Here is an 18,481-nt window from a genome sequence, read left to right as displayed (position 1 = left end):
CTTACTTATGTTCAACGTCGTTCTGGTCGAACCCGAAATCCCGCCGAATACCGGCAACGTGATCCGCCTTTGCGCGAACACCGGCGCGCGCCTGCATCTGATCGAGCCGCTCGGCTTCCCGCTCGACGACGCCAAGATGCGCCGCGCCGGCCTCGACTATCACGAGTACGCGCAGATGCACGTGCACGCGAACTGGGAAGCGTTCGTCGCGAAGGAATCGCCCGATGCCGCACGCATGTTCGCCTTCACGACGCGCGGCTCGTCGCCGTTTTTCGAGCACGCGTTCAAGCCGGGCGACTGGTTCGTGTTCGGCGCCGAAACGCGCGGTTTGTCCGAGGCGCTGCTCGACCGCTTCCCGAACGAACAGCGCGTGCGCCTGCCGATGCGGCCGGGCAATCGGAGCCTGAACCTGTCGAATACGGTGGCGGTGGTGACGTTCGAGGCGTGGCGTCAGGCGGGTTTCGAAGGCGGCGCCTGAATCGCTTCTCCGAGTTGCTTCGTATAGAGATCGAGCATCGGCTGCTGGAAGCACGCGAAGATCACGCGTTCGATGGCAGGCGTGTTCGGCAACGTGCCGATCACCGTATCCACCGCGATGCGCACGGCCTCGCCGACCGGAAAGCGATAGATGCCGCAACTGATCGCTGGAAACGCGATCGACTTGCAGCGCGCCTCGCCGGCGAGTTCGAGCGAACGCCTGTAACAGCTCGCGAGCAGCGCCGGCTCGTTGCGTTTGCCGCCGCTCCAGCGCGGGCCGACCGCGTGAATCACGTGCCTCGCCGGCAGCTCGTGGCCGCCGGTGATCTTCGCGTCGCCGGTCTCGCAGACGCCGAGCGTCTCGCATTCGCGTTTGAGGTCGCGTCCCGCAGCGCGATGAATCGCGCCGTCGACGCCTCCCCCGCCCAAAAGCGACTTGTTCGCCGCGTTGACGATGGCGTCGACGGCGAGCGTCGTGATGTCGACGAGTCGTGCCTCCAGCGTGCAGTGACCGACGGCGAACATGGCAGACCTCCCACGAGGACGCGCCTATTCCGCCTTCGCGTCCCGGCTGAGCAGCGCGTGAACCGCATCGCGCGGCGTGACGTCTTCGAACAGCACGCGGCAGACGGCGTGCGTGATGGGCATCTCGATATTGCGCGACTGCGCGAGCGCAAGCACCGCGCGCGCGCACCGGACGCCTTCCGCCACATGGCCGAGCGCCGCGAGAATCTCGGTGAGCGTTCGTCCGGTTGCAAGCTGCATACCCACGGTGCGATTGCGCGAGAGATCGCCGGTTGCGGTGAGGATCAGGTCGCCGAGGCCCGTGAGCCCGGTGAAGGTTTCGGCGCGGCCGCCGAGCGCGACGCCGAGCCGCGACATTTCCGCGAGACCGCGCGTGATGAGCGCGGCGCGCGCGTTCAGGCCGAGCCCGAGGCCATCGGAGATGCCCGTCGCGATCGCCAGCACGTTTTTCACCGCGCCGCCGACTTCGACGCCGATCACGTCGTCGCCCGTATAGATGCGCATCGCGCCGTGATGGAACGCGGCGACGGTGCGCTCGGCGAGCACGGCCGAGGCGCTCGCGACCGTCAGCGCGACCGGCAAGCCCTGCCCCACTTCGCGCGCGAAGCTCGGCCCCGACAGCGTGCCGTTGCTCGCGTGCTGCGGCAGTTCGGACGCGACGACCTCGTTCGGCAGACATTGCGTGTCCGCTTCGAAGCCCTTGCAGAGCCAGACGATGTGCGCGGGAACGATGCCGATGTCTCGCATCGACCGGCACAGCGCGCGCAGGCCGGCAACGGGCGTCGCGACGACACAGAGCGCATCGTCGGCGCACGCGTGCGTCAGGGCCGCGGCCAGTTCGGTTTCGAAGCGCAGCGACGGCGGCAGGGTCACGCCGCGCAGATAGCGCTCGTTTTCGTGCGATGTGGAAAGGGATTCGACGAGCGCGCGATCGCGCGCCCAGAGCACCGCGTCGTGGCGCGAGGCCAGATGGCCTGCTAGAGCGGTGCCCCATGCACCGGCGCCGAGAACGGCTACTTTCATGCTCGGCTCCGGGTCCGGCGGGTTGGACAGACAGTCTGCTTAGTGCGTCGCGCCGTTCGCCGCGCCTTCCTGAGCCGCCGCGAGTTGCGAGATGCGCTGCTCGTAGAGCGACTGGAAGTTGATTTCCGCGAGGTGGATTGGCGGGAAACCGGCGCGGGTGATCGCGTCGGCGATGTTCGAGCGCAGGTACGGGAACAGGATGGTCGGGCAGGCGATGCCGACGAGCGGATCGATCTGGTCGACCGGAATGTTGCGGATGTCGAAAATGCCCGCCTGCTTCGCTTCGATCAGGAACGCGACCTTGTCGGTGACCTTCGCGGTGACGGTGCCAGTGACCAGCACTTCGAAGACGCTTTCCGCGAGGCGCTCGGCCTTCACGTCGACTTCGACTTCCACCGACGGCATTTCCTGTTCGAGAAAGATGCCCGGCGAGTTGGGCTGCTCGAGCGACATGTCCTTCAGGTAAATGCGCTGGATGTTGAAGAACGGCTGGTTGTTGTCGTCAGACATGGTGAATTCCCTTGATTATTTCGATAATCGGCGCCGCGCTTTCGTTGTTTTTGCGATGGCGCCGTCCGTCGCGGCGGAGGACCGCGGCGGAATTGCTTTAGGCCGATTCGAGCAGCGGCGTCAGGCCGCCCTTGCGATCGAGCGCGGAAAGATCGTCGTAGCCGCCCACGTGGGTTTCGCCGATATACACCTGCGGCACGGTACGGCGGCCGGTACGCGTCATCATTTCCTCACGCCGGCCGGGTTCGCGATCGATCAGCACTTTTTCGATGTGCTCGACCCCGCGCGACTTTAAAAGACGTTCGGCCATCTGGCAATAAGGACACACTTGGGTGCTGTACATCACGACTTTCTTCACTTGACTGCTCCTTGTTTCACGACCGGCATGCCGGCCTTCTGCCAGGCGTCGACACCGCCCTGCAGAACATGGACTTCGCTGTAGCCGGCTTCCGCCACGGTGCGGCTCGCCTTCTGCGATTGCTGTCCGGTCTGGCACACCAGAATGACCGGATTGCTCTTATTCTTCGCGATTTGGCCGATCTTTGCTTGGAGCTCGGTCATTTCGAGATTGCGCGCCGCCGGAAGATGCCCCTTCGCGTATTCCGCCGCGGGACGCAGGTCGACGACGACCGCGTTACGCCGGTTGATCAGCGTGGTGGCTTCGGCAGCGGAGACGCCGCCGCGTCCACGACGGGTGATCGCCGGCCAGAGGAGCAAGCCGCCGGAAATGAGGACGATCGCGATGAGTACGAGGTTCGTGTAATCGGTGAAAAACTTCACGGAAGGGCCGCCGAAAGTGGAGAAAGGAAGAAAGAAAAAATCGGGACAATCGGGGCATTATAAAATAACCGTTTGCCGCGATGGCCTCGGCCGTTCGGACGATGGCGCGCGCCACCGGCTGCGAGCACAATCTGACACGATCGAACGTCAAGTCTTCCTGCTTTTCCGCTTCCCAACTAACCGACCTATCAGACATGTACAAGCTAGTGCTCATCCGCCACGGCGAATCGACGTGGAACAAGGAAAACCGGTTCACGGGCTGGGTCGATGTCGACCTGACCGAACAGGGCAACCGCGAAGCGCGCCAGGCAGGCGTGCTGCTGAAGGAAGCCGGCTTCTCGTTCGACATCGCCTACACGTCCGTGCTGAAGCGCGCGATCCGCACGCTCTGGCACGTGCAGGACGAAATGGACGAAATGTATCTGCCCGTCGTTCATTCGTGGCGTCTGAACGAGCGTCACTACGGCGCGCTGTCCGGGCTGAACAAGGCCGAAACCGCCAAGAAATACGGCGACGAACAGGTGCTCGTCTGGCGCCGCAGCTACGATACGCCGCCGCCCGCACTCGCCCCGGACGACGAGCGCACGTCCTACAACGATCCGCGCTACGCCAAGGTGCCGCGCGAGCAGTTGCCGCTCACCGAATGCCTGAAGGACACGGTCGCGCGCGTGCTGCCGATCTGGAACGAGTCGATCGCACCGGCCATCAAGTCGGGCAAGCGCGTGCTGATTGCGGCGCACGGCAATTCGATGCGCGCGCTCGTCAAGTATCTCGACAACATCTCGGACGACGACATCGTCGGCCTCAACATTCCGAATGGCGTGCCGCTCGTCTATGAACTCGACGCCGACCTGAAGCCGATCAAGCACTACTATCTCGGCGACCAGGAAGCGATCGCCGCCGCGCAAGCCGCCGTGGCGAAGCAAGGCAAGGCGGGCTGACCGCATCGCGGGCCGGGGTGATTCCCCGGCCCGTTTTTTATTCGCGCGGCGTCGTTCTTGTCGTCCCGGCTTCGCGCATGACAACGCCGTCATCTGCGTGACAGGCACGCGCCTCGCCGTCAGGTCGACCATTGCGGCATCGCGCGGGGTCCGTCCAATGATCGTCCGCGTGGCTCGCAACCGCCGCGCCGCCCCCGTCGTCCCTTTGTCCGGGGCTTTAAGCTGCGTTTAAGTCGTTGCGGGAAACGACCATGTATACTGGCCTGTCACCTACGATCCAGCCTAATCCGCTTCCGACCGCAACACTCTATGCGAAAGAACCTGAAAAACATCGGCCTGATCGCCGCGGGCCTCGCTACCGGCGCGCTCGCAACCCTGCAAATCTCCGCGTCCGCCCAGCAATCCGCCACCGCGCCGCTCCCGCTCGATCAATTGCGGTTGTTTGCCGAAGTCTTCGGGCAAATCAAGCATGAATACGTCGAACCGGTCGACGACAAGAAGCTCCTGACGGCCGCGATCAAGGGCATGGTGTCGAGCCTCGACCCGCACTCGTCCTATCTCGACAAGACCGACTACGAAGAACTCCAGGAGCAGACCAAGGGCCGCTTCGCGGGTCTCGGCATCGAAATCTCGTCGGAAGACGGGCTGATCAAGGTGATTTCGCCGATCGAGGACACGCCCGCGTTCCGCGCCGGCATCCGCCCGGGCGACCTCATCACGCGCATCAACGACAAGCCCGTGCGCGGCATGACGCTCGACAAGGCCGTCAAGCAGATGCGCGGCGAGCCGGGTACGAAGGTCACGCTCACCATCTTCCGCAAGACCGACGACCGCACGTTCCCGATCACCGTCACGCGCGCGCTGATTCGCGTTCAGTCGGTGAAGATGAAGATTCCGGAGCCGGGCTACGGCTATATCCGCATCACGAGCTTCCAGGAACGCACCGTTCCCGATCTCGCCGCGAAGCTGCAGGACCTCGCGCGCCAGCAGCCGGACCTGAAGGGTCTCGTGATCGACCTGCGCAACAACGGCGGCGGTCTTCTGCAGAGCGCGGTCGGCGTGGCGGGTGCGTTCCTGCCGGACAACGCGGTCGTGGTCTCGACCAACGGACAGATCGCCGACGCGAAGCAGACGTTCCGCGACACCTACGAGAACTACCGCCTGCCGTCGTTCGACTCGGACCCGCTGAAGGACGTGCCGCCCATCTTCAAGAAGGTGCCGATCGTCGTGCTGACGAACGCGTATTCGGCGTCGGCATCGGAAATCGTCGCGGGCGCGCTGCAGGATCACCATCGCGCGCTGATCGTCGGCAAGACGACCTTCGGCAAGGGCTCGGTGCAAACCGTCCGCCCGATGACCGCCGAGACCGCGCTGCGCCTGACGACGGCCTACTACTACACGCCGAGCGGCAAGTCGATCCAGAACCAGGGCGTGCGCCCTGACGTGCCGGTCGATCAATACGCGGACGGCGATCCCGACGACGCGCTCGTGACGCGCGAAGTCGACTACTCGAATCACCTCGCGAATACGCAGGATCCGAACGAGAAGAAGGAACAGGAAGCGCGCGAAGCCGACCGTCTCGAACAACTGCGCATTCTCGAAGAGCAGAACGACAAGAAGACGCCGGAACAGCGCCGCAAGGATCGCGAGCGCAAGCCGGTCGAATTCGGCAGTTCCGACGACTTCATGCTCCAGCAGGCGTTGAACAAGCTGGAAGGCAAGCAGGTGGTCGAATCGAAGTCGATCAGCGAGCGCAAGCTGGCGCAGAACAAGCCGCCCCGCTCGGCGTCCGCGCCGGTGGCGGTGAAGCCGGCGCTGCCGGCCACGCCGGGCTCGTCGCCAGCATCGGGCGCCGCGCCGGCGTCCGCGCCGACGGCCGAGAGCAAGTAAGCCGTATCGGGCTTCGCGGCGCCGCGCCGCGAAGCCCGCGTTTCGTCCTCACGCGGCGCGCGATCTAGAATACCTCACGTGAAGCGCGCTTTCGCGTCGATGCAACGTCTTGCGCCCAGCCCGATGAACGACGACCAACTCCTTCGCTACTCCCGCCATATCCTCGTCGACGAGATCGGCATCGAGGCGCAGCAGCGCTTTCTCGACGCCCACGCGCTCGTGATCGGCGCGGGCGGCCTCGGTTCGCCGGCGGCAATGTACCTGGCGGCATCGGGTGTCGGCGAAGTCACGCTCGTCGATGCCGACACGGTCGATCTCACCAACTTGCAGCGGCAGATCCTGCATGTGACGCGTTCGGTCGGACGGCCGAAAGTCGAATCGGGCCGCGATGCGCTCGCGGCGCTCAATCCGGACGTGAAGGTTCACGCGCGCGAGCAGCGCGCGGACGCCGCCTGGCTCGACAAAAACGTGCCGCGCATGACGGTCGTGCTCGACTGCACCGACAACTTCGCGACGCGCCACGCGATCAACGCCGCCTGCGTCGCGCACAAGGTGCCGCTCGTCTCGGGCGCGGCGCTGCGCTTCGACGGCCAGATCAGCACCTTCGACTTCCGCTCCGCGCAATCGCCCTGCTACGCGTGCGTGTTCCCGCCCGACCAGGCATTCGAGGAAGTCGCGTGCTCGACAATGGGCGTGTTCGCGCCGACCGTCGGCATCATCGGCGCGATGCAGGCGGCCGAGGCGCTGCGCGTGATCGGCGGCTTCGGCGAGACGCTGGAAGGACGCCTGATGATGCTCGACTCGCTGCGCATGGAATGGAACACGATGCGCATCGCGCGCCAGCCGGCGTGCTCCGTCTGCGGCACGCAGCACGGCCGCTGAACCGCGGGCGTCGCCGGACGCCATCTCAAATCTAAGAGTTCTCCAATTTCGACGATGGGCGCGCCGCTTTAAGGTGTGCGCTGCATTTTTCGCCCATCCAGCGGCCGGCGCCTGCACGCCGGCGCCATCGAACGGAGTCTCAATGAGCGGCACAGACAACGCGAGCGCGCAGCGCGGCCTTACCCAAAGCAAATTCGCCAATCCGGGCGCCCCGGTTCTCGCGGGCGCCGAAGGCATTCTTTACGACTTCAACTACGGTTGCCGCGTGCAGGTGCCCGTCGACGGCTGGCGCGTGCGCATGATCGATCTCGATACGCACAGCCTGCTGTTCGACGAGCCGGTCGAGGCGAACGTCGTCGTGACGAGCCGCCGCAAGTATTTCGTGCGTTTCAGGCTCGAAGTGCGCGACGGCGAGCGGCTCGTGTTCTTGCACGATTACGACGCGCGCGGGAAGAAGGTCGTCGTGCGTCCGTCGACGATGGCGCTCGGCGATTCGCTCGCGTGGGTGCCGATCGTCGATGCCTTTCGCGCGCAGCATCAGTGCGAGCTCGTCATGCTGCTCGCCGAGCATCTCCAGGCGCTTTTCGAGGCGGGTCATCCGCACATCCGTTTCCTGACGCGTGAAGCGCTCGACGCGCTCGCCGTCGACGCCTACGCGACCTATTACCTAGGAATGTTCTCGCCCTACACCGACCGCGATCATCAGCCGACCGACCCGCGCGTGAGCAGCATGCAGGACGGAATCGCGTACATGCTGGGCGTGCCGTGCGCCGAGTGGCGGCCGAACCTCGTCGTCGCGGACACGGCGCGGCGCATTCCCGAGCGCTACGTCTGCATCGCGACGCAGGCGACCGCGCAAAGCAAATACTGGAACAACCCGCGCGGCTGGCCGACGGTGATCGCGCATCTGAAGCAACTGGGTTATCGCGTGCTGTGCATCGACCGGGAACGCGAGTACGGCCTCGGCGACTACATCAACACGATGCCGGAAGGCTGCGAGGACTTCACCGGAAATCGTCCGCTTCAGGAACGCGCCAACCTCTTGCTCCACGCGGACTTTTTCATCGGTTTGGGAAGCGGGCTGTCGTGGCTCGCGTGGGCGGCCGGGACGCCGGTCGTGATGATCAGCGGCTTTTCGCATCCGCAGACGGAATTCCGCACGCCCTATCGCGTGATCAACTTCCACGCGTGCAACAGCTGCTTCAACGACACGACGACCCGCTTCGACCCCCGCGATTTCCTCTGGTGCCCGCGCCGCCACGACAAGCCGCAGCGCTTTCAATGCACCTGGGCAATCTCGCCGGAGCACGTGATCTCGCAGGTGCATCGGCTGATCGCCGAGCACCGGCTTGCTGAAACGGCTTAGATCTTTTGCAGTGCGCCAAGCGCCGTCGCGAGTTCGGCTGGCTCGTAGGCGGCGAGCACATCCGCGACGGGCTTCTCGAACGCCTTCAGGTTCGAGCGCAGGATTTCCTGCTTCACGACGAGCAACTGGCTCGGATGCATCGAGAACTCGGTGAGACCGAGCCCGAGTAACAGACGCGTGACGGTCGGATCGCCCGCCATTTCCCCGCAGATCGACACCGGTACGCCCGCGCGCTTCGCCTCGCGCAGCGTGAACGCGATCAGATTCAGCACCGCCGGATGCAGCGGATCGTACAGATGCGCGACGGCGTTGTCCGCGCGATCGATCGCGAGCGTGTACTGGATCAGATCGTTCGTGCCGATCGACAGGAAATCGAGCCGCTTCAAAAACAGCCGCACCGCGATCGCCGCCGCCGGAATCTCGATCATCGCGCCGACCTGCACGTTCGGATCGTAGGCGATGCCGGCGTCGTCGAGCTGGCGCTTCGCTTCCTGGATCAAGTCGAGCGTCTGGTCGATTTCCTGCGCATGCGCGAGCATCGGAATCAGGATTTTTGCCTGGCCGAACGCCGACGCGCGCAGGATCGCCCGCAACTGCGTCATGAACATCTGCGGCTCTGAAAGACTCCAGCGGATCGCGCGCAGACCGAGCGCCGGGTTCGGCGCGGTTTCGTAACCGTCGCCGCTCATCGAATCGAGCGGCTTGTCGGCGCCGACGTCGATCGTGCGGATCGTCACCGGCCGGCCGTTCATCAGTTCGATCGCGCGCTTGTACGCCTCGAACTGCTCCTCTTCCTCGGGCAGCCGGTCCTTGTGGTTCATGAACAGGAACTCGGTGCGAAAGAGGCCGACGCCCATCGCGCCCGCTTCCACGGCGGTCTGCGCGTCGTCCGGCAATTCGATGTTCGCGCACAGCTCGATCTTGGTGCCGTCGAGCGTCTGCGTCGGCGAGAACTTCAGGCGCTGGAGCTTTCGCTGCTCCAGCACTTTTTCGCTTTGCCGGTACGAATATTCCTCGAGCACGATCGGCGCCGGATCGACGATCACGATGCCGTGGTCGCCGTCGACAATGATCAAATCGTTCTGACGGATCAGCACGCTCGCCTGCTGCACGCCGACCGACGCCGGAATCCCGAGACTGCGCGCGACGATCGCCGTGTGCGACGTGCGCCCGCCCAAGTCCGTCACGAAGCCCTTGAACGCCTGCGTCTTGAACTGGAGCATGTCGGCGGGCGCGATGTCGTGCGCGACGACGATCATCTCGTTGTGCCCGTTGCTCGCGGCGTTATGCGCGACGAGCGATGCCGTCGACGGCGCGCCCGCCAGCGCCTTCAGCACGCGCTCGACGACCTGCTCGATGTCGGCCTTGCGCTCGCGCAGGTATTCGTCTTCGATGTCGTCGAAATGGCGGCTCAGGATTTCGAGCTGCTCGGTCAGCGCCCATTCGACGTTGTAGCGCCGCGTGCGCACGAGGTCGATGGTTTCCTGCACGAGCATCGCGTCGTTCAGGATCATCGAGTGGACATTGATGAACGCGCCCATTTCGCTGGGCGCGTCGGCGGCGAGGTCGTCGCGCAGGGCGTCGAGTTCCGCGTGCACGCGTTCCTGCGCCGCGTGAAAGCGTTCGATTTCAGCGCCGATCTGGTCCGGTTCGATCAGGTAATGGTCGACATCGAGGGCAGCGGGCGCGATCAGATAGGCACGCCCGATGGCGATGCCGCGTGAGACGGGAATTCCATGCAGCGTGAAGGACACGCGCACCTCCTCTAGTTGTGATATGCCCGCGGTCTCTCATGGTCCGCGGCTCGCCGCCCGATGGCGTCCGGACCGGCGCGATCATTATAAATTCGATCGCCTCGCGCGGCCCGATACAGCGCAAGAAGAAGACGCGCAACAAAAAGCCGCGTCGATGCGCGGCTTTCGTGGGTACGTCCTCTCGGCGACAGTCCGTTACTGCCCTTCGCCGAATTTGTCGGCGATCATCGCGAGGATCGCCTGCATCGCGTCGGCCTCGTCCGGGCCCTCGGTTTCGATCACGACCGTCGCGCCGATGCCCGCCGCCAGCATCATCACGCCCATGATGCTCTTCGCGTTGATCCGGCGGCCGTTGCGGCTCATCCAGATTTCGCTTTGATAATTGGCCGCCAGTTGCGTGAGCTTGGCCGAAGCGCGTGCGTGAAGTCCCAGCTTGTTCACGATGGTTGTTTCTTGTTGCAGCATGATGCTCCGAAACGCTGAGTGGATGAAGAAGCGTCGTCCGCGAGGGAAGCGGTCAGGACGCGACCGCCTTCGCCGTCACGAGATCGGCGCTCGCCGACGACGCGGGATCGGCCGTGCCCGGCTTCGCCGTCGCGAGCGCGCAGGGATTCTGCGGCGTCGTGCAATCCAGTTCCTGGATGCCCTTCGAGCCGCCTTGCAGGATTTTTTCGGTGAGCGTGTCGAGCGGCGTCGTGCGATAGCAGACCGCTCGCACGAGCATCGGCAGGTTGACGCCAGCGAGCACGCGCACTTCGTCGCCAGCGAGGCTCTGCGCGATGTTCGCGGGCGTCGCGCCGAACACGTCGGTGAGCACGATCGCGCCGTTGCCTTCCCTCAGACGGTCGATCTCCGAGCGCGCGAACGCGCGGACTTCCACGGGATCGCAGTCCGGCTTCACGTCGATGACGCCGATGCGGGCGGGCAAGCCGCCGTAAATGTGAGCGACGCACTCGCGAAGCGCGGAAGCGAACGGTGCGTGCGCGATGATCAGAATGCCAGCCATGTCAGATTGCTGCCTCAAAACGACGAAAACCGTCGGTAAACATCGAAATGCGCCGCGGAATACAAAAAGGCGCATAAAGCGGCTGCGCGGACGTCGGTTTCGAGAGCAGATGACCGAAACCTCAAGCTTAGCCGCGATCCGTCCGCGACGCTGCGACGCGGCTACCCGTTTATCCGACGTACTAACGGCAGCTTGCGCCACGATCCTTAATTGAGGCTTTAAATCGGCTTTCAAAGGCAGGATCGTGCCCCGATTCTTGCGATGCCGCGTGCCATCCGCGGTCGGCAGATTGTAACAGTCTGGTCCGTTCAGCCCGCCGCGCGCTCCAGCGCGTCGATGAACATGCCGGCGACGTCGAAGCCTGTCTGGTCCATGATTTCGCGAAAGCACGTCGGGCTCGTCACGTTGACTTCGGTGAGATAGTCGCCGATGGCGTCCAGTCCGACCAGCAACAGTCCGCGCGCGGCCAGCACCGGCCCGAGCGTTTCCGCGATCTCGCGATCGCGCTCCGAAAGCGGCTGCGCGCGCCCGAGGCCGCCCGCAGCCAGATTGCCGCGCACTTCGCTGCCCTGCGGAATGCGTGCAAGCGAATACGGCACCGGTTGACCGCCGACCAGAAGAATGCGCTTGTCGCCGTCGGTGATCTGCGGGATGAACTTCTGCGCCATCACCGAGCGCGCGCCATCCTCGCTCAGCATTTCGATGATCGACCCGAGGTTCATGCCGTCCGGCTTCACCCGGAACACGCCCATGCCGCCCATGCCGTCGAGCGGCTTCAGGATCACGTCGCCGTGCTCGGCGTGGAACGCGCGCAGACGCGCGGCGTCGCGCGTGACGAGCGTCGGCGCGACATACTGCGGCCATTCGGCGATCGCGAGCTTTTCCGAGTGATCGCGGATCGACTGCGGCTTGTTGAACACGCGGGCGCCCGCGCGCTCCGCCATTTCCAGAAGCCACGTCGAATTGACGTACTCCATGTCGAATGGCGGGTCCTTGCGCATCAGGACGGCGTCGAAATGCGTGAGCCGCATGTGTTCCGGCTGCTCGGCCGCGTACCACGGCGAGCGGTCGCTGTTCGCTTCGTCGCCGACGATCGCGATGCGCTGCACGCGCGCCTCGACGCCGTCGCCCGTCCACGCGAGATGCTGCGGCCCGCACGCGTAGAGCACGTGACCGCGGCGCGCGGCTTCGGCCATCATCGCGTAGGTCGTGTCCTTGTAGATCTTGAAGCGATCGAGCGGATCGGCGATAAAAAGGATGTCCATAAAGGTCCAGTATGGCCGTGCGGCCTGGGTTGATCGATGCGCCGCGCGCGCGGCGCGGACGTTCTCAGACCTGGATCGCTTCGGGATCGGTCTTCTCGAGTTCCACCGACGCCGCGAGCAACCCGAGCCGCGCGACGACGCCGTACATGTAGAAGCGGTTCGGCGGCGCGGCGCCGGGTTTGGCGTGGCTGTCGGGCAGCGCGGTGTGCTCGAAGCCGAGCGGCACGAAATGCATGCCGGGCGCGTTCAGGTTCTGGTCGCGCTCGCGCGAATCGTGCACGCGATAAAACCCGCCGACGACATACCGGTCGATCATGTACACCACCGGTTCCGCGACGGCGTTCTCGACGCGCTCGAACGTATGGACGCCTTCCTGCACGATCACGTCATGCACTTGCAGGCCGTCCTTCGCGTCGTTCATCTTCGCGCGCTCGCGCTTCGTGAGCGCGGCGACCTCGGACGCGTCATGCACCGTCATCACGCCCTTGCCGTAGGTGCCGGCATCGGCCTTGATGACGACGTAAGGCTTCTCGCTGATGCCGTACTCGCGATACTTCTTCGCGATCTTCTTGATGACGCCGTCGATCGCGTCCGCGAGCGCTTCCTCGCCGGTGCGCGCCTCGTAGTCCACGCCTTCCACGTGCGCGAAGTACGGATTGATCATCCACGGATCGATTTCGACCAGTTTCGCGAACTTCTTCGCGACGTCGTCGTAGCAGGAGAAGTGCGTCGACTTGCGGCGCACCGCCCAGCCGGCGTGCAGCGGCGGCAGCAGGTATTGCTCGTGCAGGTTTTCCAGCACGGGCGGAATGCCCGCCGACAGATCGTTGTTCAGCAGGATCGAGCAGGGATCGAAATTCTTCAGGCCGAGCCGGCGCGGCGTGCGCTCGAGCGGTTCGAGCACGATCTTCTGGCCGTCCGCGAGCGCGATGGTCACCGGGCCGTGGATGGTTTCGTCGAGCGTGCCGAAGCGCACGTGCAGGCCCGCCTGACGCATGATCGTCGCGAGCCGGGCGACGTTTTCGAGGTAGAACGCGTTGCGCGTATGGCGCTCCGGAATCACGAGCAGGTTCTTCGCGTCCGGGCAGATTTTTTCGATCGACGCCATCGCGGCCTGCACCGCGAGCGGCAGCACTTCCTGCGGCAGGTTGTTGAAACCGCCGGGAAACAGATTGGTATCGACGGGGGCGAGTTTGAACCCCGCATTGCGCAGATCGACCGAGCAATAGAAGGGCGGCGTGTGTTCCTGCCATTCGAGGCGGAACCAGCGTTCGATGGCCGGCGTGGCGTCGAGGATCTTCCGCTCGAGATCGAGCAGCGGGCCGTTTAACGCCGTGACTAAATGCGGAACCATTGATTTCTCGCGGACTTGAGAGGAAAGATTGTAGAGCAATTGCCCTGCCTACTTGGGGATGAACCGCCATTTGGCAAGGTTTCCCGGCCCTCGAGCCAGCATTGCGCCCTCAATTGTTTCTATCGCCGCGATAGCCGGCCCGTGTCACACGCGTGTCGCATTTTCGACCAACAAAAAAATGCCCGCCGTGAGGCGGGCAAAGTCGCTGCGCTCGTTCGGAGCCGTACTGCGCTTGTTTGTTCCGGACGACGCCCGCGCCTCTCGCGCGCGGGCGTCGTCCCGCGTGATGCCTTATTCGACGTGTTCGCCGTGCAGCGTCACGTCGAGACCTTCGCGCTCCTGTTCTTCCGTCACGCGCAGGCCCATGACCATGTCGATGACCTTCAGCAGGATGAAGCTGACCACGCCGCTGTAGACGACCGTCGTGAGCACGCCCTTCGCCTGCAGCAGCACGCTGCCGTCGAAGCCGCCGATGTCCTTGACCGCGAACACGCCGGTCAAGAGCGCGCCGACGATACCGCCGATGCCGTGCACGCCGAACGCGTCGAGCGAGTCGTCGTAGCCGAGCTTGGTCTTGAGCCACGTCGCCGACCAGAAGCAGACCACGCCCGCGACGATGCCGATCACGATCGCGCCCGTCACGCCGACGAAACCCGAAGCCGGCGTGATCGCCACGAGACCGGCGACCGCGCCCGAAATGATGCCGAGCACCGAAGGCTTACCCTTCGTGATCCATTCCGCGAACATCCAGCCGAAGGCGGCAAAGGCGGTCGCGATCTGCGTCGTGAGCATGGCGAAGCCAGCACGGCCGTCCGCCGCCACCGCCGAGCCCGCGTTGAAGCCGAACCAGCCCACCCACAGCATCGAAGCGCCGATCAGCGAGAGCACCAGGTTGTGCGGCGCCATCACTTCGCGGCCGTAGCCGACGCGCTTGCCGAGCACCAGACAGCAGACGAGACCCGCGACGCCCGCATTGATGTGAACCACCGTGCCGCCCGCGAAGTCGAGCACGCCAGCGGACGCCAGCCAGCCGGTCGGTTCCCAGACCATGTGCGCGATCGGCGAATAGACGACGAGCGACCACAGCGTCATGAACACGAGCATCGCCGAGAACTTCATGCGGTCGGCGAACGCGCCGGTGATCAGCGCCGGCGTGATGATCGCGAACGTCATCTGGTAGACGAAGTAGACCGACTCGGGAATCGTCTGCGCGAGATGGCTGACGGTGAGCGTCGTCGCCTTGTCGCCCTTGATGTAGTTCATGCCGTGCAGGAACACGCGCGAGAAGCCGCCGAGGAACGCGCTGCCGGGCGTGAACGCCATGCTGTAGCCGACCACCGTCCAGATGATCGTCACGAGACAGCAGATCGCGAAGCTCTGCATCACGGTCGCGAGCACGTTCTTCTTGCGGACCATGCCGGCGTAGAAGAGCGCGAGGCCCGGGATCGTCATGAACAGCACGAGTGCGGTGGAGGTCAGCATCCAGGCGGTGTCGCCCGAGCTGATCTTCGAGGAGTCGACCGAGAAAGGTTCGGTCGGTGCGGCAGGCGCGGCTTCGGATGCGCCGGACGCTGCGGCGGCCTCGGCCGACGACGCCATCGCCGTGTTGGCGCTGGCAGGTGCGCTTGCTGCCGTGGCATCGGACGCCGGGGCCGACGCTGCGGCCGGTGCGGACGCGTCCTGGGCCAGAGCGGCGCCGACGCTGGCGCCGATCAGCGACCCCGCCATCAACAAGGACATCAATAATTTGCGCATTCTTCTGTTTCCTCTTATCGCCGAATTCTTTTTAGAGAGCGTCCGCGCCGGTCTCGCCGGTGCGAATACGAACAACCTGTTCAATGGCGGTGACGAAAATCTTGCCGTCGCCGATCTTGCCCGTGCGGGCCGCGCGTTCCACTGCCTCGATCGCCTGGTCGACGATGTCGTCCGACACGGCGGCTTCGATCTTCACTTTCGGCAGAAAATCGACCACGTACTCCGCGCCGCGATAAAGCTCGGTGTGACCTTTCTGACGGCCGAATCCCTTCACCTCGGTCACGGTGATGCCCGAGACGCCGATCGCCGACAGCGCTTCGCGCGCTTCGTCGAGCTTGAACGGCTTGATGATTGCGGTAATGAGCTTCATGTAACCCTCGCTGTGGTGTGCCCTGATCCCGATGCCTTCGAGCGGCTCTGTGTGACCTTTGTGATCGTTGTGCGCCGCATCGTCCCGCCCGCCAGCCGCCGAAAAGCGCGCGCAGGAAAGGCCCGCGCCACTTATGCAACTCGTGTGCCATGCGTGTGTTCATCGGGCCCGGCGGGATGTTTGACGCGACCGGGAGAAAGCATCGTCCGAACGGCCAACGCGGCCTAAGCGCGCTGGCGCCGCGTCGGGTTCGTTGCTAGAGTGCTCGCAAGGTCCGGCAGAAAAGGACGCGGCGGCGGTGAGTCACGTTCGGCACAGGCTCGAACGAGTGCACTGTCGAGGCGCACCAAAAACGAACATTCGGCGAGCCGGGGCACTGACCTAAGAACGAATGCACTAAAACTGTGCATCAGAGGAAAAACCATGAAACAGCCCAACGACGTATTCAACGATTTCCAGCAGAAGATGAGCGAGCTACTCAAGAATTCGCCGGCGAAAGACCTTGAAAGGAACATGAAGGCGATGCTTTCGCAGGGTTTCTCCAAGCTCGATCTCGTGACGCGCGAGGAATTCGATACGCAGACCCAGGTGCTCGTGCGCACGCGCGCGCGGCTCGAAGAACTGGAGGCGCGCGTCGCGCAACTCGAACAGCGGTTGACGGCCGGCGGGACGTCGCAGGACTGATGCCCCGTTTTTGAGCGGACCTCGGACTGGCGAGTGAAGACTTAATCGAATACGAAGGCGCCGGGTCATCGGGCGCCGGGATCTGGGGAAATCATGTCGCTAGCCGTGGTACGCAGCCGCGCGCCCGCGCCTGGGCGCGCGCCCGAGGTGGTCGTCGAAGTTCACCTCGCAAATGGATTACCTTCTTTTTCGATCGTCGGCCTGCCCGACCTCGAAGTCCGCGAAAGTCGCGAGCGCGTGCGCGCCGCGCTTCAGAACTGCGGATTCGAATTTCCCGTTCGAAGAATCACTGTCAATCTCGCGCCCGCCGATCTGCCGAAGGAATCCGGCCGGTTCGACCTGCCGATCGCGCTCGGCATCCTTGCCGCGAGCGGGCAGATTCCGGCGGAGTCGCTGACGCGCCGCGAGTTTGCCGGCGAGTTGTCGCTGACCGGCGCGCTGCGCCCGATGCGCGGCGCCTTCGCGATGGTCTGCGGCGCGGCGCGCCAGTACGCGCTCGCCGCGAGCGACGAGCCGCCGCCCGAAATCTATCTGCCGCTCGCGAGCGCGTCCGAGGCGGCGCTCGTACCGGGCATCGACGTGTTCGGCGCAGCCGATCTGCCGTCGCTCTGTGCGCATCTCGCGGGGAGCATCGACGGCCGGCTCGCGCGCGTGCGCGCCCCCACGTTGCCCGACTTCAGCGCAGGCCCGCCGCAACCCGATCTGGCGGACGTGATCGGTCATCCGGCGGCGCGCCGCGCACTGGAAGTCGCCGCGGCGGGCGGCCATCATCTGCTGATGATCGGACCGCCCGGCGCGGGCAAGTCGATGCTCGCGGCGCGCCTGCCCGGCCTTCTGCCGCCGCTGACCGACGACGAAGCGCTGACTTCCGCGGCGATCCTCTCGGCGAGTTCGATCGGCTTTACGCCCGAGCAATGGCGCCGGCGGCCGTTCCGGGCGCCGCATCATTCGTCGAGTTCGGCGGCGCTCGTCGGCGGGCGCAATCCGCCGCAGCCGGGCGAGATCACGCTGGCGCACCTGGGCGTCCTGTTCCTCGACGAACTGCCGGAATTCGACCGGAAAGTGCTGGAAACGCTGCGCGAACCGCTCGAAGCCGGACGCATCACGATCTCGCGCGCCGCGCAGCAGGCCGACTTCCCGGCCGCGTGCCAGCTCGTCGCCGCGATGAATCCCTGTCCATGCGGCTGGCGCGGCGATCCGAACGGCAGATGTCGCTGCTCTCCGGACATCGCCGCGCGCTATCTGCGCAAGCTCTCGGGGCCGCTACTGGATCGCATCGATATCCAGATCGAGTTGCCGGCGCTGACGCCCTCGGAACTGTCGGCGCGAAGCGCGGTGCGCGGGGAGTCGAGCGCGAGCGTGGCGCAGCGCGTTTCCGGCGCGCGCGAACGGCAGTTGCGCCGGCAAGGCAAGACCAATCGCGAACTGGACGGCCGCGAAGCCGACGCGGTTTGCCGTCTCGATACGTCCGCCGAGGCGTTGCTGCGCGAATCGAGCGAGCGCTTCGGCTGGTCGGCGCGGGCGTACTACCGCGTGCTCAAAGTGACACGCACCATCGCGGATCTCGACGCGTCGGACTCCGTCGGCGCCCCGCATGTCGCCGAGGCGGTTCAATACCGGCGCGCGCTGGCCGTCGCGTGACTGAAGGGCGACCGCGAAATCTGCTTGTCAAGACTTGACTTATGCACACCGCGCCGCTCCTCGAGGCATTTTCGTCGTATCGAATGGCGAAAATCGCCTATGACTACAGGGCATTGATTTTATTGGAATATTTAAATTGCTCCGATTGGAGGCAAACTAACAGGGTCCGCGCCAGTTGGCGCTATGAGCGCAACCGCACACTCTTTTCCACAAAGTTATCCACAGACGCTGTGGATAGCGCAAAAAACTCAGATAAAT

At 64.8% G+C, this 18,481-nt stretch carries 19 protein-coding genes; 7 read left to right on the top strand and 12 right to left on the bottom strand.

What is annotated here, in order from left to right; genetic code table 11:
- The first annotated feature begins 7 nt into the window (after positions 1-7).
- Positions 8-478: a tRNA (uridine(34)/cytosine(34)/5-carboxymethylaminomethyluridine(34)-2'-O)-methyltransferase TrmL gene (gene trmL / locus QCE48_RS01320; protein WP_309786536.1), complete on the top strand. Its 471-nt coding sequence runs from the start codon at positions 8-10 to the stop codon at positions 476-478.
- Here the strand turns inward: trmL and QCE48_RS01315 are convergent.
- From QCE48_RS01315 to QCE48_RS01295, 5 genes are all read right to left on the bottom strand, one after another.
- On the bottom strand, positions 451-1,002 hold the full coding sequence (locus QCE48_RS01315) for an O-acetyl-ADP-ribose deacetylase (protein ID WP_309786537.1): 552 nt from the start codon (positions 1,000-1,002) through the stop codon (positions 451-453). The two genes, trmL and QCE48_RS01315, sit on opposite strands and share 28 nt — an antisense overlap.
- Positions 1,003-1,026: 24 nt before the next feature.
- The gene (locus QCE48_RS01310) at positions 1,027-2,025 is read right to left on the bottom strand and encodes an NAD(P)H-dependent glycerol-3-phosphate dehydrogenase (protein ID WP_309786538.1); all 999 of its coding nucleotides are present in this window, start codon (positions 2,023-2,025) and stop codon (positions 1,027-1,029) included.
- A gap of 39 nt (positions 2,026-2,064) precedes the next feature.
- Entirely contained in the window at positions 2,065-2,535 is a 471-nt protein-coding gene (secB, locus tag QCE48_RS01305) for a protein-export chaperone SecB (RefSeq protein ID WP_309786540.1), read from the bottom strand.
- A 97-nt stretch (positions 2,536-2,632) separates the two neighbouring features.
- The gene (grxC, locus tag QCE48_RS01300) at positions 2,633-2,893 is read right to left on the bottom strand and encodes a glutaredoxin 3 (RefSeq protein ID WP_087629264.1); all 261 of its coding nucleotides are present in this window, start codon (positions 2,891-2,893) and stop codon (positions 2,633-2,635) included.
- Positions 2,890-3,315: a rhodanese-like domain-containing protein gene (locus QCE48_RS01295; RefSeq protein WP_309786541.1), complete on the bottom strand. Its 426-nt coding sequence runs from the start codon at positions 3,313-3,315 to the stop codon at positions 2,890-2,892. Before QCE48_RS01295 ends, grxC begins: the two co-directional genes overlap by 4 nt.
- Positions 3,316-3,509: 194 nt before the next feature.
- On the opposite strand from QCE48_RS01295, the gene gpmA reads away from it, so the two are divergent.
- The 4 genes from gpmA to QCE48_RS01275 all read left to right on the top strand — a co-directional run bounded on the left by gpmA (position 3,510) and on the right by QCE48_RS01275 (position 8,394).
- A complete protein-coding gene (gpmA, locus tag QCE48_RS01290) occupies positions 3,510-4,256 on the top strand; it encodes a 2,3-diphosphoglycerate-dependent phosphoglycerate mutase (RefSeq protein ID WP_087629262.1) in 747 nt (248 codons plus the stop codon).
- 309 nt (positions 4,257-4,565) lie between these two features.
- Positions 4,566-6,146 carry a S41 family peptidase gene (locus QCE48_RS01285; protein ID WP_309786544.1) on the top strand — a complete coding sequence of 527 codons (1,581 nt, stop codon included), beginning with the start codon at positions 4,566-4,568 and terminating at the stop codon, positions 6,144-6,146.
- A gap of 123 nt (positions 6,147-6,269) precedes the next feature.
- Positions 6,270-7,028, top strand: a complete 759-nt coding sequence (locus QCE48_RS01280) for a molybdopterin-synthase adenylyltransferase MoeB (protein WP_309786545.1) — start codon at positions 6,270-6,272, stop codon at positions 7,026-7,028.
- Between the two features lie 142 nt (positions 7,029-7,170).
- Positions 7,171-8,394, top strand: coding sequence for an autotransporter strand-loop-strand O-heptosyltransferase (locus tag QCE48_RS01275; RefSeq protein ID WP_309786546.1), 1,224 nt, complete (start codon positions 7,171-7,173; stop codon positions 8,392-8,394).
- On the opposite strand, the gene ptsP is transcribed toward QCE48_RS01275, so the two are convergent.
- The 7 genes from ptsP to QCE48_RS01240 all read right to left on the bottom strand — a co-directional run bounded on the left by ptsP (position 8,391) and on the right by QCE48_RS01240 (position 15,898).
- Complete coding sequence (gene ptsP, locus QCE48_RS01270) at positions 8,391-10,148, bottom strand: phosphoenolpyruvate--protein phosphotransferase (RefSeq protein WP_309786547.1); 1,758 nt, start codon at positions 10,146-10,148, stop codon at positions 8,391-8,393. The two genes, QCE48_RS01275 and ptsP, sit on opposite strands and share 4 nt — an antisense overlap.
- A 195-nt stretch (positions 10,149-10,343) precedes the next feature.
- Positions 10,344-10,613, bottom strand: a complete 270-nt coding sequence (locus QCE48_RS01265; RefSeq protein WP_116561038.1) for an HPr family phosphocarrier protein — start codon at positions 10,611-10,613, stop codon at positions 10,344-10,346.
- A 52-nt stretch (positions 10,614-10,665) separates the two neighbouring features.
- Positions 10,666-11,154, bottom strand: a complete 489-nt coding sequence (locus QCE48_RS01260) for a PTS sugar transporter subunit IIB (protein ID WP_309786548.1) — start codon at positions 11,152-11,154, stop codon at positions 10,666-10,668.
- A 308-nt stretch (positions 11,155-11,462) separates the two neighbouring features.
- Complete coding sequence (gene gshB / locus QCE48_RS01255; protein WP_309786549.1) at positions 11,463-12,419, bottom strand: glutathione synthase; 957 nt, start codon at positions 12,417-12,419, stop codon at positions 11,463-11,465.
- A gap of 64 nt (positions 12,420-12,483) precedes the next feature.
- Positions 12,484-13,773 (bottom strand): glutamate--cysteine ligase, encoded by a 1,290-nt coding sequence (gshA, locus tag QCE48_RS01250; RefSeq protein ID WP_116561036.1) that lies wholly within the window; start codon positions 13,771-13,773, stop codon positions 12,484-12,486.
- 291 nt (positions 13,774-14,064) lie between these two features.
- Complete coding sequence (locus QCE48_RS01245; protein WP_309786550.1) at positions 14,065-15,528, bottom strand: ammonium transporter; 1,464 nt, start codon at positions 15,526-15,528, stop codon at positions 14,065-14,067.
- Between the two features lie 31 nt (positions 15,529-15,559).
- Positions 15,560-15,898 (bottom strand): P-II family nitrogen regulator, encoded by a 339-nt coding sequence (locus QCE48_RS01240; RefSeq protein WP_087629253.1) that lies wholly within the window; start codon positions 15,896-15,898, stop codon positions 15,560-15,562.
- 423 nt (positions 15,899-16,321) lie between these two features.
- Between QCE48_RS01240 and QCE48_RS01235 the strand changes: the two genes are divergently transcribed.
- Both QCE48_RS01235 and QCE48_RS01230 read left to right on the top strand, forming a co-directional pair.
- On the top strand, positions 16,322-16,582 hold the full coding sequence (locus tag QCE48_RS01235; RefSeq protein WP_116561034.1) for an accessory factor UbiK family protein: 261 nt from the start codon (positions 16,322-16,324) through the stop codon (positions 16,580-16,582).
- A 93-nt stretch (positions 16,583-16,675) separates the two neighbouring features.
- The gene (locus tag QCE48_RS01230; RefSeq protein ID WP_309786551.1) at positions 16,676-18,223 is read left to right on the top strand and encodes a YifB family Mg chelatase-like AAA ATPase; all 1,548 of its coding nucleotides are present in this window, start codon (positions 16,676-16,678) and stop codon (positions 18,221-18,223) included.
- The last annotated feature ends 258 nt before the right edge of the window (positions 18,224-18,481 follow it).

The organism is Caballeronia sp. LZ024 (assembly GCF_031451455.1).
GTDB classification, from domain to species: Bacteria; Pseudomonadota; Gammaproteobacteria; order Burkholderiales; family Burkholderiaceae; genus Caballeronia; species Caballeronia telluris.
Note: the sequence above shows the minus strand (reverse complement) of the source record. Positions and strands in the feature narration are given on the sequence as shown.

What these genes read in the sequence shown, in the direction of transcription:
- gpmA (WP_087629262.1), top strand. Translation starts at nt 3,510, where the DNA reads ATGTACAAGCTAGTGCTCATCCGCCACGGCGAATCGACGTGGAACAAG.
- trmL (WP_309786536.1), top strand. Translation starts at nt 8, where the DNA reads ATGTTCAACGTCGTTCTGGTCGAACCCGAAATCCCGCCGAATACCGGC.
- QCE48_RS01310 (WP_309786538.1), bottom strand. Translation starts at nt 2,025, where the DNA reads ATGAAAGTAGCCGTTCTCGGCGCCGGTGCATGGGGCACCGCTCTAGCA.
- QCE48_RS01275 (WP_309786546.1), top strand. Translation starts at nt 7,171, where the DNA reads ATGAGCGGCACAGACAACGCGAGCGCGCAGCGCGGCCTTACCCAAAGC.
- QCE48_RS01240 (WP_087629253.1), bottom strand. Translation starts at nt 15,898, where the DNA reads ATGAAGCTCATTACCGCAATCATCAAGCCGTTCAAGCTCGACGAAGCG.
- QCE48_RS01265 (WP_116561038.1), bottom strand. Translation starts at nt 10,613, where the DNA reads ATGCTGCAACAAGAAACAACCATCGTGAACAAGCTGGGACTTCACGCA.
- QCE48_RS01315 (WP_309786537.1), bottom strand. Translation starts at nt 1,002, where the DNA reads ATGTTCGCCGTCGGTCACTGCACGCTGGAGGCACGACTCGTCGACATC.
- secB (WP_309786540.1), bottom strand. Translation starts at nt 2,535, where the DNA reads ATGTCTGACGACAACAACCAGCCGTTCTTCAACATCCAGCGCATTTAC.
- QCE48_RS01235 (WP_116561034.1), top strand. Translation starts at nt 16,322, where the DNA reads ATGAAACAGCCCAACGACGTATTCAACGATTTCCAGCAGAAGATGAGC.
- QCE48_RS01260 (WP_309786548.1), bottom strand. Translation starts at nt 11,154, where the DNA reads ATGGCTGGCATTCTGATCATCGCGCACGCACCGTTCGCTTCCGCGCTT.
- QCE48_RS01285 (WP_309786544.1), top strand. Translation starts at nt 4,566, where the DNA reads ATGCGAAAGAACCTGAAAAACATCGGCCTGATCGCCGCGGGCCTCGCT.
- QCE48_RS01245 (WP_309786550.1), bottom strand. Translation starts at nt 15,528, where the DNA reads ATGCGCAAATTATTGATGTCCTTGTTGATGGCGGGGTCGCTGATCGGC.
- QCE48_RS01230 (WP_309786551.1), top strand. Translation starts at nt 16,676, where the DNA reads ATGTCGCTAGCCGTGGTACGCAGCCGCGCGCCCGCGCCTGGGCGCGCG.
- gshA (WP_116561036.1), bottom strand. Translation starts at nt 13,773, where the DNA reads ATGGTTCCGCATTTAGTCACGGCGTTAAACGGCCCGCTGCTCGATCTC.
- QCE48_RS01280 (WP_309786545.1), top strand. Translation starts at nt 6,270, where the DNA reads ATGAACGACGACCAACTCCTTCGCTACTCCCGCCATATCCTCGTCGAC.
- gshB (WP_309786549.1), bottom strand. Translation starts at nt 12,419, where the DNA reads ATGGACATCCTTTTTATCGCCGATCCGCTCGATCGCTTCAAGATCTAC.